The 14,297-nt window shown below is 73.2% G+C and carries 16 protein-coding genes; 1 reads left to right on the forward strand and 15 read right to left on the reverse strand.

Annotation, left to right across the window (positions count from 1 at the left end; all coding sequences use genetic code 11):
- Window positions 1-5: 5 nt before the first annotated feature.
- From I847_RS0109330 to hisC, 8 genes are all read right to left on the reverse strand, one after another.
- Window positions 6-674, reverse strand: a complete 669-nt coding sequence (locus I847_RS0109330) for a hypothetical protein (RefSeq protein ID WP_028049480.1) — start codon at window positions 672-674, stop codon at window positions 6-8.
- Between the two features lie 51 nt (window positions 675-725).
- Window positions 726-1,985, reverse strand: coding sequence for a hypothetical protein (locus tag I847_RS25555; RefSeq protein WP_051274682.1), 1,260 nt, complete (start codon window positions 1,983-1,985; stop codon window positions 726-728).
- The gene (locus tag I847_RS25560) at window positions 1,982-2,302 is read right to left on the reverse strand and encodes a type VII secretion target (protein WP_196804523.1); all 321 of its coding nucleotides are present in this window, start codon (window positions 2,300-2,302) and stop codon (window positions 1,982-1,984) included. Before I847_RS25560 ends, I847_RS25555 begins: the two co-directional genes overlap by 4 nt.
- On the reverse strand, window positions 2,299-2,748 hold the full coding sequence (locus I847_RS26685) for a YbaB/EbfC family nucleoid-associated protein (RefSeq protein ID WP_231384158.1): 450 nt from the start codon (window positions 2,746-2,748) through the stop codon (window positions 2,299-2,301). Before I847_RS26685 ends, I847_RS25560 begins: the two co-directional genes overlap by 4 nt.
- Window positions 2,749-2,764: 16 nt before the next feature.
- Window positions 2,765-4,312, reverse strand: a complete 1,548-nt coding sequence (locus I847_RS0109350) for a dihydrolipoamide acetyltransferase family protein (RefSeq protein WP_028049482.1) — start codon at window positions 4,310-4,312, stop codon at window positions 2,765-2,767.
- 22 nt (window positions 4,313-4,334) lie between these two features.
- Window positions 4,335-5,357 (reverse strand): alpha-ketoacid dehydrogenase subunit beta, encoded by a 1,023-nt coding sequence (locus I847_RS0109355; protein WP_028049483.1) that lies wholly within the window; start codon window positions 5,355-5,357, stop codon window positions 4,335-4,337.
- On the reverse strand, window positions 5,354-6,499 hold the full coding sequence (pdhA, locus tag I847_RS0109360; protein ID WP_028049484.1) for a pyruvate dehydrogenase (acetyl-transferring) E1 component subunit alpha: 1,146 nt from the start codon (window positions 6,497-6,499) through the stop codon (window positions 5,354-5,356). Before pdhA ends, I847_RS0109355 begins: the two co-directional genes overlap by 4 nt.
- Window positions 6,500-6,804: 305 nt before the next feature.
- On the reverse strand, window positions 6,805-7,872 hold the full coding sequence (hisC, locus tag I847_RS0109365; RefSeq protein WP_034609821.1) for a histidinol-phosphate transaminase: 1,068 nt from the start codon (window positions 7,870-7,872) through the stop codon (window positions 6,805-6,807).
- A gap of 92 nt (window positions 7,873-7,964) precedes the next feature.
- Between hisC and I847_RS22885 the strand changes: the two genes are divergently transcribed.
- Window positions 7,965-8,393, forward strand: a complete 429-nt coding sequence (locus I847_RS22885; RefSeq protein ID WP_051274686.1) for a phage holin family protein — start codon at window positions 7,965-7,967, stop codon at window positions 8,391-8,393.
- Here the strand turns inward: I847_RS22885 and I847_RS25565 are convergent.
- The 7 genes from I847_RS25565 to I847_RS25570 form a co-directional block, all read right to left on the reverse strand.
- Window positions 8,390-9,802 (reverse strand): hypothetical protein, encoded by a 1,413-nt coding sequence (locus I847_RS25565; RefSeq protein WP_028049486.1) that lies wholly within the window; start codon window positions 9,800-9,802, stop codon window positions 8,390-8,392. The two genes, I847_RS22885 and I847_RS25565, sit on opposite strands and share 4 nt — an antisense overlap.
- Window positions 9,799-10,014 carry a hypothetical protein gene (locus tag I847_RS0109380; RefSeq protein WP_028049487.1) on the reverse strand — a complete coding sequence of 72 codons (216 nt, stop codon included), beginning with the start codon at window positions 10,012-10,014 and terminating at the stop codon, window positions 9,799-9,801. The genes I847_RS25565 and I847_RS0109380 overlap by 4 nt, the downstream gene beginning before the upstream one ends.
- A 111-nt stretch (window positions 10,015-10,125) precedes the next feature.
- Window positions 10,126-10,674 carry a hypothetical protein gene (locus I847_RS0109385; RefSeq protein WP_155856085.1) on the reverse strand — a complete coding sequence of 183 codons (549 nt, stop codon included), beginning with the start codon at window positions 10,672-10,674 and terminating at the stop codon, window positions 10,126-10,128.
- Entirely contained in the window at window positions 10,671-11,975 is a 1,305-nt protein-coding gene (locus tag I847_RS22895; protein WP_081680703.1) for a DUF58 domain-containing protein, read from the reverse strand. The genes I847_RS0109385 and I847_RS22895 overlap by 4 nt, the downstream gene beginning before the upstream one ends.
- 2 nt (window positions 11,976-11,977) lie before the next feature.
- Window positions 11,978-12,952 (reverse strand): MoxR family ATPase, encoded by a 975-nt coding sequence (locus tag I847_RS0109395; protein ID WP_028049489.1) that lies wholly within the window; start codon window positions 12,950-12,952, stop codon window positions 11,978-11,980.
- Window positions 12,949-13,422, reverse strand: coding sequence for a hypothetical protein (locus I847_RS0109400; RefSeq protein ID WP_028049490.1), 474 nt, complete (start codon window positions 13,420-13,422; stop codon window positions 12,949-12,951). Before I847_RS0109400 ends, I847_RS0109395 begins: the two co-directional genes overlap by 4 nt.
- Complete coding sequence (locus I847_RS25570) at window positions 13,419-14,159, reverse strand: DUF4129 domain-containing protein (protein ID WP_081680705.1); 741 nt, start codon at window positions 14,157-14,159, stop codon at window positions 13,419-13,421. Before I847_RS25570 ends, I847_RS0109400 begins: the two co-directional genes overlap by 4 nt.
- Window positions 14,160-14,297: the final 138 nt, after the last annotated feature.

A 14,297-nucleotide genomic window follows, 5' to 3' on the forward strand; every position in this document is an offset into this window, starting at 1 on the left:
GACGCTCACGGCTGCGGGGCCGGCAGGAGTCTCAGCTCGGTCCAGGTCCGCTCGGCCAGATCCGTGGTCGCCTCGTCCAGGACCGTCAGCTCCAGGTCATGAGGGAGGTCCGCGCCACGCAGGATCTGTGCCAACGCGTCGGCGGATCCGACGGCGTCGGAGGCGAGTGCCACCAGCGGGACCAGCTCGTCGCCGCGCGTCCGTCTCATCGCCCAGACGCGGCCTGCCAGCTCGGCCTCGCCTGCCTGTGCCACCGCCGCGAGCACGCGCGAGCGCAGCTCGTCGTCCGGGACGGCTTCGGAGGGCCGGACGATGCTGGCCGAACCGTCTGCACGAGGGAGCTCACCGCGGAGCAGGGCCCGAACGTCCTCGACGGGAAGCGTGATCGCCGAGGCGAGCGCGGGATCGAACAGGACGCGGTCCGGAGCAACGGCGTCGAGCACCTCGAGCAGCTCGCTCGGCGAGACGAGGACCCGGTCACCGGGAAAGTCGAACGCCTCCCACGACGCGTGCGTGAGGAACAGCGGCAGCGTCCTGCCACCGGCGTCCCGCGTCGTCGCGACCTGTCCGCCCAGGACGGGTACGGCGACCGGCAGGTCGGCGAGTCGGCGGCTGGCCTCCTCGACGTCACGGACGGCCAGTGCGTGCCTCAGCGCCTCGACCGGGTCATCCACGCGCACGATTCTCCCTCAGTCGGACGGGCATCGACGATCGAGCAGTGCGCATCAGTCCGGGACCCAGTCGCCGGGCTGCCGGGTCCACGCCTCGTTCACGCCGCCGACGAATCTGGGCTCGACAGCGTGTTCGGCGTCGCGGATGAGGTACTCGGGCCAGCCGCCCGGGTTGCCGTCGAGCGGGAGCGCTGGACGGACGTCGTCGACGTGGCTCGGTCGCCGAAGAATGCCTTCGATGAGGAACCGGCCGGGGTTCTCGTCAGGCAGTCCCGCCTCCCACCGGAAGTCGGTCGACGTCCGTGGATCCGTCGGCGTCCAGGACTCGCCGAACGGCCGGGATCCACGCTCGAGACCACCGACCCCGTCTTGCGCCTCGCCGTAGACCCGCCAGACCGTCATCCCCTGCTGCGGGTTCGGGATGTCGAAGAGTTCGGACTTCTGCTTGTTGGTGAGGTCGTCCACGTCGACCGGGTCGTGGACCGAGGGATCCCCGACGCGCTCGGTCGGGGCGTCGGCGACCCGCGGGGTCGGTGCCCCAGGCGCTTCGGCGTGGCCCGGAAGCTTGCTGCGGACGCCGTGGCTGAGGCGGGTGAGGGCTCCCTTGAGGGCGTCGAGCAGCCCTCTGAGGGACTTGGCCGACGTGATGACGTCGGTGACGGAGCGTCCGATGCGGGTGGCCAACGACGAGACCCGGGTGGAGACCTGCCCGACGATCACGGGGGTGGCCAGGCCGAGGGTGAACACGGCCTCGGCGGCCCAGGAGATGATCGACCCCACCAGCTGGGACAGGGTGTCCCGGACCAGGTCGTGCACGGCCTGGACGATCATCGCGCAGACCTTCAACGCAGATCCGATCGAGGCCGCCGACGAACCCGTGACCCGGATCCGGTCCGCCAGGGCGTCGGCATACGCCGAGTACGCGGAGATCGACTCCCCCGACATCGCCTCCAGATCCGCGCGGACCACCCGGGTCAGCTCGTTCCCCGCGGCGCCCATCGCGTCGGCGACGTTGCCCCAGGTGCCCGCGAAGCCCAGCACCGCGCCGGCATCCCCGGTCAGGTCGTTGAGCCAGCCCTTCAACGGCTGGAGGTGCTCGATCAGCCAGCCCAGCCCGGCACTGATCAGCGACCCGAGCGGGTCCACCACCGCCGCGACGGTATCCAGCGCGACCCCGACCCCGGCCAGGCCCGCCGACACCCAGGACGTGGACTGCAACGCGTCGCACAGGCCGCTCACCGAGTCGAGCAGCCCCGCCCCACCGAACGTCGTGGACGTGTCCACCGGGGCGGCGACCAGCGGGTTGACGCTCACCGGTCCAGCGCCCGGGCGATACCGCGCATCAGGTCCTCGACCCGCTCGTCGACCCGGTCGAACGCACCGGCCATCGACCCGAGCTCACGCACCACGCCCTGGGACGCCTCGTGCACCGCGTGCACCGCGTCCCGGGCCGCAGCGTCGACACCGGAGATGACCGGCGGCAAGAACGAGCACAGCACCCCGAACGCCCCGCCGTGCAGATCGGTCGTCCCGGCGGCCGCCCGCGCGGTGGCCAGGTCACCCTCCACCTGCGCGACCCGGGCACCATGGCGGCGCAGCACCTCCGAGTCGACCTCGAACCCCGCGCTCACACCCGCCACCGTGCGTCGAGCTCGCCGCGCAGGTGCGCGCTGATCGTCGACCCCTCGCCGTACGCGTCGTCGGTCACCGCGACCGCCCGGATCCCCGCGTCACGGCCGGCCGCTGCGATCGTCTCGCGGATCAGGCGCGCCAGATCTGCGGCGCGCAGGTTCAGCGCGGCATCGTCCAGGACCAGGTCGGTGATCAACCCGGTCGCGTCCGTCTCGACGACCACCTCACCGCGCGCGCTACGCGCACGACCCCGCACCCGGTCGATCGACGCCTTCACCTCGACCGCCCGCTCCGCCCGCCGCTGCGCCGCCTCGATATCGGCCGCGACCCGCGCCAACGCCTCATCCGGATCGTCAGAGAACCCCGTCACGCCCGGCAGCCTAACCGCAATGCCGCGGCCCGTGCCCGAAATCCACCGATCGGCGACCGCGTCCCCGAACGGCACGCCGCCGCCCCGGAGATCAGCCCCAGACCAGTCCCTGCGCCGGGTCGTGCAGGACTCGGGCGACGTCGGCGAGCACCCGCGAGCCCAGCTCACCGTCGACCAGACGGTGGTCGAAGCTCAGCGCGAGCTGCGTGACGTGGCGGATCTTGATCTTGTTCTTGTGCACCCACGGCTGCTCGCGGATCGCCCCGAACGCGAGGATCGCGGCCTCGCCGGGGTTGAGGATCGGGGTGCCGGTGTCGATGCCGAACACGCCCACGTTGGTGATCGTGATGGTGCCGTCGGACATGTCCGCGGGCGTGGTGCGACCGGCCCGCGCGGTGGCGGTGAGCTCGGCGAGCGCGACGGCCAGCTCCTTGAGGCTCAGCCGGTGCGCGTCCTTCATGTTCGGCACGACGAGCCCGCGGGGGGTCGCGGCCGCGATCCCGAGGTTGATGTAGTGCTTGTAGACGATCTCCTGCGACTGCTCGTCCCAGGAGCCGTTGATCTCCGGGTGCCGACGGACCGCCAGCATGAGCGCCTTGGCGGCGATGAGCAGCGGGGTGACCCGGACGTCGGCGAACTCGCGGTCGGCCCGCAGGCGCTCGACCAGCTTCATGGTCGCGGTGACGTCGATCGTCTGGAAGACCGTGACGTGCGGGGCGCTGAACGCGCTGGCGACCATGGCCTCGGCGGTCCGCTTGCGCACCGACTTCACCGGGACGCGGGTCTGCCGGCCGTCCGGTGACACGGTCCCGCTGGCCAGCCAGGGCGCGTCGTCGCCGGGGTAGGTGGCCAGCGTCCGGGCCTCCGCCTGGGCCGCGCGTCCGAGCACGTCCTCACGGGTGACGATGCCGCCGGGACCCGTCGGGGAGACCGAGTCGAGGTCGACGCCGAGCTCGCGCGCGAGCTTGCGGACCGGCGGCTTGGCCAGTGCGTGGGGCCGGTTCGCCGACCCGTTCGCCGCACGCTCGCGCCGGACGGTGCCCGCCTCCGCCACGCCATAGCCGACGAGGACGGACTTCCGCTCGGTGTGAGCGGCCGGCTCGTCCGCGGCCTGGCCGGTCTCGGGTTCCGACGACGCACCGACCGAGGCAGTGTCCGACGCACCGGCCGACACGTTGGCCGACACGTTGGCCGACGCTGCGGGGGCGGCTGCCGCCTCCACCGCTCGACCCGACCGGGCCGCCGCGATCTCGTCGGAACCCCCGGGCTCGACGCCCTGGTGACGGTTGGGGCGCCCACGGTGGCCGTGCTCGATGGCGCTGCCGCTGCCCTCGTCGGCGATCCGGGCCTGCGACTCGGGGTACTCCGCACCGTCGTCGGCCAGGGTGCCGGCGGGGTCCGTGTCGACCTCGATGATCGGCGTACCCACGTCGACGGTCTGCCCGGGCTCGACGAGCAGACGCGTGACGACTCCCGACCACGGGCTCGGCAGGTCGACGAGCGACTTCGCGGTCTCGATCTCGACGATGGTCTGGTTGACGGTGACCTCGTCACCGACGGCCACGTGCCAGGCGACGATCTCGGCCTCGGTCAGACCCTCGCCTGCGTCGGGGAGCGGGAACTGCTGGTAGGTCGGCACTTTCACGAACTCCTCAGGGGGACTAGAAGGCGAGCGAGCGGTCCACGGCGTCGAGGACTCGGTCCAGCCCGGGCAGGTAGTCGTGCTCGATCTTGGCGACGGGGTAGGGCGCGTGGAACCCGCCGACCCGGAGCACCGGTGCGTGCAGGTGGTAGAAGCAGTCCTCTGCGATCCGCGCGGCCACCTCGGCGCCGGTGCCGTACAGCACGGGGGCCTCGTGCACGACGACGCAGCGCCCCGTCCGCTTCACGGAGGCGGCGACGGTCGCGGTGTCCAGCGGCGACAGCGCGCGCAGGTCGACGACCTCGATCGACGTGCCCTCGGCACCCGCGACCTCCGCGGCCTTCAGCGCGGTCTGGACGGTCGGGCCGTACGCGACGAGCGTGACGTCCGTGCCCTGACGCAGCACCTTCGCGGTGTCCAGGCCGGGGTGCGGGGCGCCCATCGCGGCATCGAGATCGACGGGGCCCTTCTCCCAGTAGCGCCCCTTGGGCTCGAAGAAGAGCACTGGGTCCGGCGACGCGATCGCCTGCTGGATCATCGTGAACGCCTCGGCCGGGCTTGACGGGCTGACCACCCGCAGGCCGGCGGTGTGCGCGAACAGCGCCTCGGGCGACTCGCTGTGGTGCTCGATCGCGCCGATGCCGCCGCCGTACGGGATGCGGATGACGACGGGCAGGTTCAGCCGCCCACGCGAGCGGTAGTGCATCTTCGCCAGCTGGGTGGTGATCTGGTCGAACGCCGGGAAGACGAACCCGTCGAACTGGATCTCGCAGACCGGGCGGTAGCCCGCGAGGGCCAGCCCGATCGCGGTGCCGACGATGCCCGACTCGGCCAGCGGCGTGTCGACCACCCGGTCTCCGCCGAAGTCCTTCTGCAGCCCGTCGGTCACCCGGAAGACGCCGCCCAGCGCGCCGATGTCCTCGCCCATGAGGAGCACCTTGGGGCTCGACTCCAGCGACCGTCTCAGACCTAGGTTGATCGCCTTGGCCATCGTGAGCGTCTGCACGCCGGTGGTCGAGGTCGTGTGGACGGGCGCATTCATCGGTGGCTCCCCTCTCCGGAGTGGCTGGCGTCCAGGAACGACGCCTCGTACTGCTCGAACCAGGCGCGCTCGGCCTCGACGACCGAGTGCGGAGTGGCGTAGACGTGCTCGAACATCGACGCCGCCGACGGGCGCCCCATCCCGCGCACCGTCGCGCGCAGGCGCTCGCTCAGCTCGTCACCGTCGCGCTCGAGGCTCGCGACGAAGGCCGCGGACAGCTCGCCGCGCTCCTCGAGGTGGGTGCGCAGGCGGTCGATGGGGTCGCGCTGACGCCAGTGGTCCTCCTCCGCGGCCGAGCGGTACCGGCTCGGGTCGTCGGAGGTGGTGTGCGCGCCCATCCGGTACGTGAAGGCCTCGATGAACGTCGGGCCACCACCGCTGCGGGCCCGCTCGAGCGCCTCCGCGGTCACCGCGTAGCTGGCCAGGACGTCGTTGCCGTCGACCCGCACGCTCGGGATCCCGAAGCCGCGACCGCGGTCGGCCAGCGGCACGCGCGACTGCCTCGTGGTCGGCTCGGAGATCGCCCACTGGTTGTTCTGGCAGAAGAACACGACCGGCGCGTTGTTCACGGCCGCGAAGACGAGGGCCTCGTTGACGTCGCCCTGCGAGGTGGACCCGTCGCCGAAGTACACGACGACCGCCGAGTCCCTTTCCGGGTCCCCCGTGCCGACCGCGCCGTCGCGCTGCAGCCCCATCGCGTACCCGGTCGCGTGCAGCGTGTGCGAGCCGATGACCAGCGTGTACAGGTGGAACCGGAACTTCTCGGAGTCCCAGCCACCGTGGTCGATGCCACGGAACAGCCGCAGCAGGTCCGCGAGGTCGACGCCGCGCGTGTAGGCGACGCCGTGCTCGCGATAGCTGGGGAACACGTGGTCGTGCTCGGCGAGCGCGCGGCCCGAGCCGATCTGCGCCGCCTCCTGGCCGAGGCTCTGGGCGAAGAGGGCGAGCTCACCCTGCCGCTGCAGCGAGGTGGCCTCGTTGTCGAACCGGCGGACCAGCACCATGTCCCGGTAGAGGCCGCGCAGGGCCTCGGCGTCGAGGTGCGCCACCCGGGCGTCGTAGTCGGGATGAGCCGTGCGCCGGCCAGCGGGCGTCAGCAGCTGGACGAGTCCGTCCTCGGTCACGGGGCCGTTGGGGACCACGCGGTTCTCCTTCGCGTGCAGCGGTCGGGGGCCGCTCCGGTGGGTCGGTCACGGGCCTCCTGCCGCGTAACCTACGACACCGTAGCCTACGGAACCGTAGGTTATGCCGACAGTTCGTCACCAAGGCTTGTGGCGACGGGTTGTCGGGTCTCCACATCCGTGGGTTTGCGATGAGGCCGACGACGTCCGACGCCCTCAGGACCGGTGAGTCGAGAACGCCACGGGCGCCGTCGTGGCCCGACAGATCGGACGACGGAATGCGGACAGCGCCCCCGCGTGAGGGTTCTCGAGGGGGCCGCCTCGCGTCAGCGGGCCAGCCAGTCCGCGGTGACCTCGAGGAGCAGGTCGGTGGCTTCGGGCTCCCCGACGCTGACCCGGACGCCGTCGCCGGCGAACGGCCGGACGAGCACGCCCGAGCGACCCGCGCGCTCCGCGAAGGCCGACGCATGGTCGCCCAGTGCGAGCCACACGAAGTTGGCCTCGCTGTCCGGCACCGTCCACCCCTGCTTGCGCAGACCCGCCAGCAGGCGAGTGCGTTCGACGACGATCTGGTCGACCCGTGCCATCAGCTCACGCGTGGCGCGCAAAGAGGCCAGCGCGGCGAGCTGCCCGACGTGGGAGACGCCGAACGGTGTGGACGCCGCCCGGATGCCGGCCGCCAGACGAGGTCTCGCCACCGCGTACCCGACCCGCAGGCCGGCCAGACCGTACGCCTTGGAGAAGGTCCGCAGCAGGACGACGTTCGGGCTGCCGGCGAACGCGGCCAGTCCGTCGGCGGCCTGCGGGTCGCGGACGAACTCGACGTACGCCTCGTCGAGGACGACGAGGACGTGGCTCGGCACGGTCGCCAGGAAGCTGGCGAGGTCGTCGGCGCGCACGGCCGGGCCGGTCGGGTTGTTCGGCGTGCAGACGAGGACGGCCTTGGTCCGTGGCGTGACCGCGGCAGCCATCGCGTCGAGGTCGAGCCGCCCGTCGTCGTCGACGGGCACCGGAACGCCGACCGCACCCGCGAGCGTGATCGCGATGGGGTAGGCCTCGAACGACCGCCACGGCAGGACGACCTCGTCACCCGGTTCGCAGACGGCGTTGAGGACGTGGCCGAGCACGGCGACCGACCCGCACCCGGTGACGACGCCCTCGGGCGCGACGCCCAGAGAGTCGGCGATCGCGCCGACGAGCTCGGTCGCGTACATGTCGGGATAGCGGTTCACGTCCGCGGCGGCGTCCGAGATCGCCATGAGCACCGACGGCAGCGGCGGGAACGGGTTCTCGTTGGAGGACAGCTTGTAGGCCGCGGCACCGACCGGGACGCGAGCCCCCGGCACGTACGGCGGGAGGTCGGCGAGTGCCTGGCGGAGGGGTACGCGGCTCACGCGCACAGCATGCCAGTTCCCCGCCGACCGTCCCCGAGGACGTCCCGCGACACTGCCCGGCGCGCGCCCATGCCGGATGGCAGGATCGGCGCATGGCCTTCGTGCTTCGGGTGCTCATCAACGGCGTCGCCATCTGGTTCGCGGCCCTCGTACTGCCCGGTCTGTCGATCAAGGGCGGCGACACGGGTTGGCAGCAGGCGGCGATCATCCTGGCGATCGCTCTGGTGTTCGGCATCATCAACGCGATCGTGAAGCCGATCGTGGCGTTCCTGTCGATCCCGCTCTACATCCTCACGCTCGGCCTGTTCCACATCGTCGTGAACGCGCTGATGCTCTGGATCACCGCCTGGATCACGTCGGCGACGCACTGGGGCCTGGACATCGCCAACTTCGGAACGGCGTGCTGGGCCGGGATCATCGTCTCGGTCGTCAGCCTGGCCCTGTCGGTGCTCCTTCCCGGACCGCGTGGGACGGGCACCCAGGTGCAGACCAGCACGTACTACTACCGCAGCGACAGCTAGGGAACCGGCCGGATCGTCGGCGGGACGGACCGCGCGATCTCCGGGTCGCGGGTCGCCTGGAACTGCAGCGTGGCCGCCGTCGTGCCGGGCGGCCCCAGCACCGACGTGACGGCCCGGCTGTAGTCGTCCTCCGGCACGGGCAGTGCGGCGGTCGTGATGTACCGCCTGATGTCGTGCGCCTGGACGGGGTCGGGCGACCCGGGCAGGTCCTCTCGCAGGACGGTGACGTCCCTGGTCGTGATGTCGGGGGAGCCGTCGGTCTGCGGTACCACGTCCTCGTCGTGCCGGTAGTTGCGGACCTCGACCCCGGGCCGTGGTCGGTGCGGGATGTCGGGCGACCCGGCTGTCGCGACGACGCGGACGCTGTAGCCGGTACCGACCGCGGCCGCGACCGACATGGCGACCATCCCGCCCTGGCTGTGGCCGGCGAGCATGACCGGCTCGTCGGCACCGATGCCCGCCTGCTGCATGGCCTCCAGGACGGCGTCGGTCATGTCGTCGGGCAGGCCGGCCATGAGGCGGAGGTTGGTGGTCGAGTCCATCGGGTTCGTGTCGTTGACCGTCCAGACCTCGGTGCCGGGGATCTCGACCACCCACGCCCGGGTGCCGTCAGGGTGCGTGAGCTGCTGGAGGGAGACCATGCCCGCGGGTGTGCCGGGCGCCGCCGTGTCGTAGGACCTCGCCACGTTGCCGAAGACGTCGGAGGTGTTCCGGGGCGCGGGGAGCTGCGGCGGGTTCACCCGGGGCACCACGACCGTCGACCCGGCGGCTCCTGGAGCGTAGGCGCCCATCGCCGCGGTCTCGCGTACCGCGTCGAGGGTCGGCACCTGGTGGCCCGACCGCAGCGCCCGGGCGAACGAGGCGGCTGCCAGCACCGCCAGCTCGGCCCGACCGTCCGCGCCCGCGGCCCCCAGTCCGTCGAGTGGGCCGCGCCGGTGCAGGACGTGGCTGAGCAGCTGGAGCCCGACGAGCGCCGGGCCGACGGCGACGACGGTGGACGCGATGCCCGCCGCCGCGGTACCGACCACCGCGGCTCCCAGGAGCGGCCGCTCGCCCAGCTCGTTGCCGCCCACCGCGGCCGCATGTCGCAGGACCGCGTGGGCCGAGGACTCCGCACCGTCGTACAGCGCGACGACCTGCCGGAGCCGCCGCGCGATCCCCCGCACCTCGTCGGCCGCGTGGGCGTGCAGCCTGCGGGCGGCGCTCAGCGCGTGCAGCGCCCTCCCCACCGCCGGATCGTCCAGCGGTCGCCGCACGCACGCGCGGACGGCGCGGTCCAGGGCGGAATCGGCCGAGTCGAGGCGGTCGGCCGCACGTGCCAGCACCCGTTCGACGTGCGCGAGCTCCTCGAGGTCCGCCGCTGTCGGCCCGGTCCCGCCGACGAGCCGGTAGTCGTCTGCGGTGGTCACGAGCCGTCCACCGCAGCGACCGGCGCGACCGCCGCCTCGGACGCCGAGCGCGCCCGGTGGACCGCCTGGACCGCGTCGGCGAGTGCCGCACGGTAGAGGGTCGCGGCCCCCGAGGACCACGACACCTGCTGCGCGACGACGAGCGCGCTGAGCGCCTGGTCGGCGTCCAGGATCGCCGACCGGACCGAGGGACCTGCTGCTGCGTGGTGCATGGGCTCGACGCTAGGCGCGTCGACCGGGCGCCCGGCGGGCCGGATCCGCCGGTCCCCGCTGCGGTGGGTTGGGGGCGGCTCGAGCCGACAGCCACCCGCGAGGAGTGGCGGTCAGGACTCTCCGCGCGGCAGCACCAGAAGCGTCAGGGCGACGGCGCAGACCGCCGCGATCGCGCGCCAGACGTCGTCACCGGAGACCGGGCTGACCAGCGACACCGCCACGACCGCGAGGACGAGCGCGAACACCTGCACGACGGCCACGTCCCGCAGCCCGCGCCCGATCACCACCCACTCGATCGACGCCCGCCACGAGGTCCGGGCCGCGAGCGCCGCGGTCCACAGGGTCAGGTGCACGAGGACGACGAGGGCCAGCACCTCGGGCAGCGCGGGCGGGTCGAAGAGCAGCACCCGCACGCCCGCGAGCGCGACGACGAGACCGGCCAGCCCGACCGCGGGCCGCAGCACGACGGCGACGGCGACCGCGAAGAGCGCCGAGGCTACGAGTCCGCCCGCACCCGGGCCGGGCCCCCCGAACGCGACGACGAAGGTCGCCACGCACAGCGCACCCAGCACGATCCGCACGAACGGGGCGGGGACGCTCGGCCCGATGGGCACGACGACCTCACGGTCCGCCCGCCGCGTCACGAACGGGAGCCTCATCGCGCCGCCCCCGCCCGCCGCTGCGTCCGTCGCGCGAGGCCGGCCAGCGCGACCGACGGCGCGTCCCGCCACGTGACCAGCTCGACGTCCTGGTCGGCGAGGACGGCGAGCCGGTCTTCGCGCGCGATCCGCAGGAGCCGGAGCGCGAGGTGTTCCCGGTCGGTCAGGTGCCCCTCCCGGACGACCGGCAGGACGTCGACGGCGACCACGCGGTGCCCGGCGCGTCGCCACGTCGACGCCACCAGCGCGGCCCCGTCGTCGAGGAACGTGGAGAAGAGAAGGACCAGCGCGCCCGACGGGAGCTGCGGCGGCCGCACCCGGAGCGGCGGCTCACCCTCGGGATGGGTGACGGCGAGCGCGTGCCGGATGCGCGAGAGCTGTCGGCGCCCACCTCCCGGGGGCAGGGGCCGGCGCACGATGCCGAGGTCCTCGAGGCCCACGCGGTCGCCCTGGTCGAGGAACCCCTCCGCAACGGATGCGGCGGCCTGCCGGGCGAGGTCCAGCGAGGTCGGGTCCTGCGGCCGCGGCGCCTTCGAGCCGCGCCACGTCGTCGGGTCGGGCCCGACCTCGTCCCGGGAGTCGACGACGAGCATCACGACGGCCTCGGCGAGCGCGTGCTCCCGCCGCACGTAGAGCTCGTGCAGGTCGGGAGCCCGACGTGCGGTCACCCGCCAGTCGATGCGGCGCAGCCGGTCACCCGGCGCGTAGGGGTGGACGTCGCGCAGACCGCCGCCCTCGCCGGGTCGTCGCGACTCGTGCGCGCCGGTCAGCCCGCGCAGGCGGGGCGGCAGCGGGAGCTCGCTCAGCGGTCGGGTCGACGGCAGCACGAGTGCGTTTCGCGACGCGGGTTCGGTCGCCTCCGAGACGCTCGCCGCGCCCGGCCCGACGCCCTGCACCTCGACCTCCGCGACCTGCTGCGGCCCGGTGCGGACGGTGTGCACGACGACCGGGACCGTCCTCGAGCCGTCGACGGCGACGAGGACCTCGACGAGCGCTCGCGGGCCTCGTCGGGCGTCGAAGAGTGCTCGCGGTCCTCGTCGGACCCCTACGAGCGCAGCGACGCCCTCCGTCCGGATCGCGATGTCGGCCCGGAGCGTGCCGGCCGTCTGCGGCAGGTCCGACGCGCGCAGGTGCACCGCGGGGCCCTGTGTCGGTCGTCGCCGCCAGTCCCGGAAGCCGGCGACCACCGGTGCCGCGCCGAGGACGGCCACGTCCGGGCGACCCGCGAACGCACCGGCGACGACGAGCGCGGCGCCGACGCAGACCCCGACGAACGCCGTGTTCGAGCGGACCCAGTCCATGGTCAGGCCGCGCGCCTCGTGGTGGTCGGGCCCGCAACCCGCTGGAGCACCTGGGCGACGACACCCTCCGGCGCCGCACCCGTCGCCCACGCCTGCGGCGTCAGCGACAGCCGGTGCGCGAGGGCCGGCACCGCGACGGCCTTGACGTCCTCCGGCGTCACGAAGTCGCGTCCGTTGAGGACCGCGAGCGCCCGCGCGACCAGCACGAGCGCCTGCGACCCGCGCGGCGACGCACCGACCTCGACGGCGTCGTGCGCACGGGTGGCCGCGGCCAGGTCGACGCAGTACCGCAGGATGTCGCCCTCGACGCTGACGGCCTCGACGCCGGCCTGCATGGCCAGCAGGGTCTGCGCGTCCACGATCGTGCGGACGGCGCCCACCTCCTGGCGGCGCGCCAACCGCCGCTCCAGCACGTCGACCTCGCCGTCCCGGTCCGGGTACCCGACCGCCAGCCGCACCATGAACCGGTCCAGCTGGGCCTCGGGCAGCGGGTACGTGCCCTCGTACTCGACGGGGTTGGACGTCGCGACCACGTGGAACGGCGCCGGGAGCGGGTACGTCGTCCCGTCGACCGTCACCTGCCGCTCGGCCATCGCCTCCAGCAGCGCCGACTGCGTCTTGGGGGCGGTCCGGTTGATCTCGTCGGCCAGGAGGAGTCCTGCGAAGACGGGACCCGGCCGGAACGTGAAGCTCGCGGTGGCGGGGTCGAACACGCTGGAGCCCGTGATGTCGGACGGCAGCAGGTCGGGCGTGCACTGCACCCGTCGGAACGTCAGCCCGAGCGCCGTCGCCAGGCTGCGCGCCGCCAGCGTCTTGCCGAGACCCGGCACGTCCTCGAAGAGCACGTGGCCGCCGGCGAGCACGGCCGCGAGCGCGGCCTTGAGCGGGTCCCGCATCCCGACGACGAGCGTCGAGACCTCGTCGAGGATCGCCGCGCCCTTCTCGGCAACCTGGGCGACGGTCAGTGTCTCGGTCATGTGTCCCTGTTCTTCCTCGTGGTGCCGATCCGGTCGAGCGCGTCGACGGCGCGCTTGATGTCCGCCATCTTGGGGTGCGGCGACGTGGTGCGGGTGAGCGTCCGGAAGACCTGGCTGCCGACGAGCTCCTCGATCGCGCGCCCGTCCGCCGGGTCGGACAGGTCCAGCCCGTGGCGGGCGAGCCGACCCGCGCCGATCACACGGATCCGCCGCATCATCCGCTCGCTCACCCGACCGTCGCGCGCGACCATCCCCCACGCGAGCTCCTGCAGCTCACCGCGCGCACCGTGCCGCCTGTCGTGCCGAGCCTGGGTGGACGGGGGGTCGGGCCGCACGTCGAACCGGGTCAGGACGAGGACGCCGGCGAACGCCGCGGCACCGACGAGCGCGAGCGTGACGTAGGAGAGCCCGGTGAGGAGCGCGAGCCCAGCGGCCACGGCGAACGCGACCCAGGGCCGCCAGTCCCTCACGACCGCAGCCCTTCGGCGATCGTCGCGAGGCTCTCCCGGGCGTGCTGGACGTCCCTCTGCGTGATCCGGTGCTCGCTGAACCGGGCGGCCAGGTACAGGTCGAGCAGCTCCTGCGCCGCCTGCGGGTCCGCCGGCGTGCTCCCGAGGACCTCGAGCGTGAACTCGGTCGCCGTCTGGGCGCGGTCCCGGTGGATTCCGGACTTGTCCGCCGACGCCTCCAATGCCACCCATGCCGCGATCACGGCGTCGCCAGGTGGCCCCTCGTCCTCGAGCGCCCGGGCCGCGCTCTGCGCTCCGGCACGCATCGCGCGGGTCGCGACGTCAGCCGCGTCACCCTCGAGGGCCCCGCCCGGGTCGGCCGCATCGAACTCCCGCAGGGCCCGCTGCTCGCGCCTCTTCTGCAGCAGCCAGCGCAGCAGGAAGGCCAGGGCAAGGACGACCACGAACCCGACCACAGCGAAGGCCACCAGGAGCAGCCATGGCTCCTCGGTGATCGGGGTCCCTTTGTGCGTCGCGACGGGCGAGGGGTCCGCCCTCGCCGTGTGCGGCGGTGGCCGGAAGTTCCTGTCCAGCTGCAGCACGAACCGGTGCCGGATCTGCCACGGCCCGGCGAGCGCCGCCATCAGCACGACCACCGACACGAGCGCACCGACCAGCAGCACGGGTGCTGGCCTGGGCGCGGGCGTCACGACGCTCCCCCTGTCGCGTTGCTCCATCGGTCCGCCGGCTGCCGGCATCCGGACAGGTTACTGAGCGAAGCGTGCTCGTCTGAGCCTTTCGGGAATCTGGGTGCCGGCCGGTTCGTGAGCGGAACGCCGCGGGCGGGTGGGCACGTCTGCGACCATGGCTGCCCTCTGGCGCCGAGGATGGGAGAT

The sequence above is a fragment of the Cellulomonas sp. URHD0024 genome, assembly GCF_000426185.1.
GTDB lineage: Bacteria > Actinomycetota > Actinomycetes > Actinomycetales > Cellulomonadaceae > Cellulomonas.

Coding starts and splice junctions, on each gene's coding strand:
- I847_RS22895 (WP_081680703.1), bottom strand. CDS start 11,975: ATGGACTGGGTCCGCTCGAACACGGCGTTCGTCGGGGTCTGCGTCGGC.
- I847_RS0109355 (WP_028049483.1), bottom strand. CDS start 5,357: ATGAATGCGCCCGTCCACACGACCTCGACCACCGGCGTGCAGACGCTC.
- I847_RS22885 (WP_051274686.1), top strand. CDS start 7,965: ATGGCCTTCGTGCTTCGGGTGCTCATCAACGGCGTCGCCATCTGGTTC.
- I847_RS0109395 (WP_028049489.1), bottom strand. CDS start 12,952: ATGACCGAGACACTGACCGTCGCCCAGGTTGCCGAGAAGGGCGCGGCG.
- I847_RS0109380 (WP_028049487.1), bottom strand. CDS start 10,014: ATGCACCACGCAGCAGCAGGTCCCTCGGTCCGGTCGGCGATCCTGGAC.
- I847_RS25570 (WP_081680705.1), bottom strand. CDS start 14,159: ATGCCGGCAGCCGGCGGACCGATGGAGCAACGCGACAGGGGGAGCGTC.
- I847_RS0109385 (WP_155856085.1), bottom strand. CDS start 10,674: ATGAGGCTCCCGTTCGTGACGCGGCGGGCGGACCGTGAGGTCGTCGTG.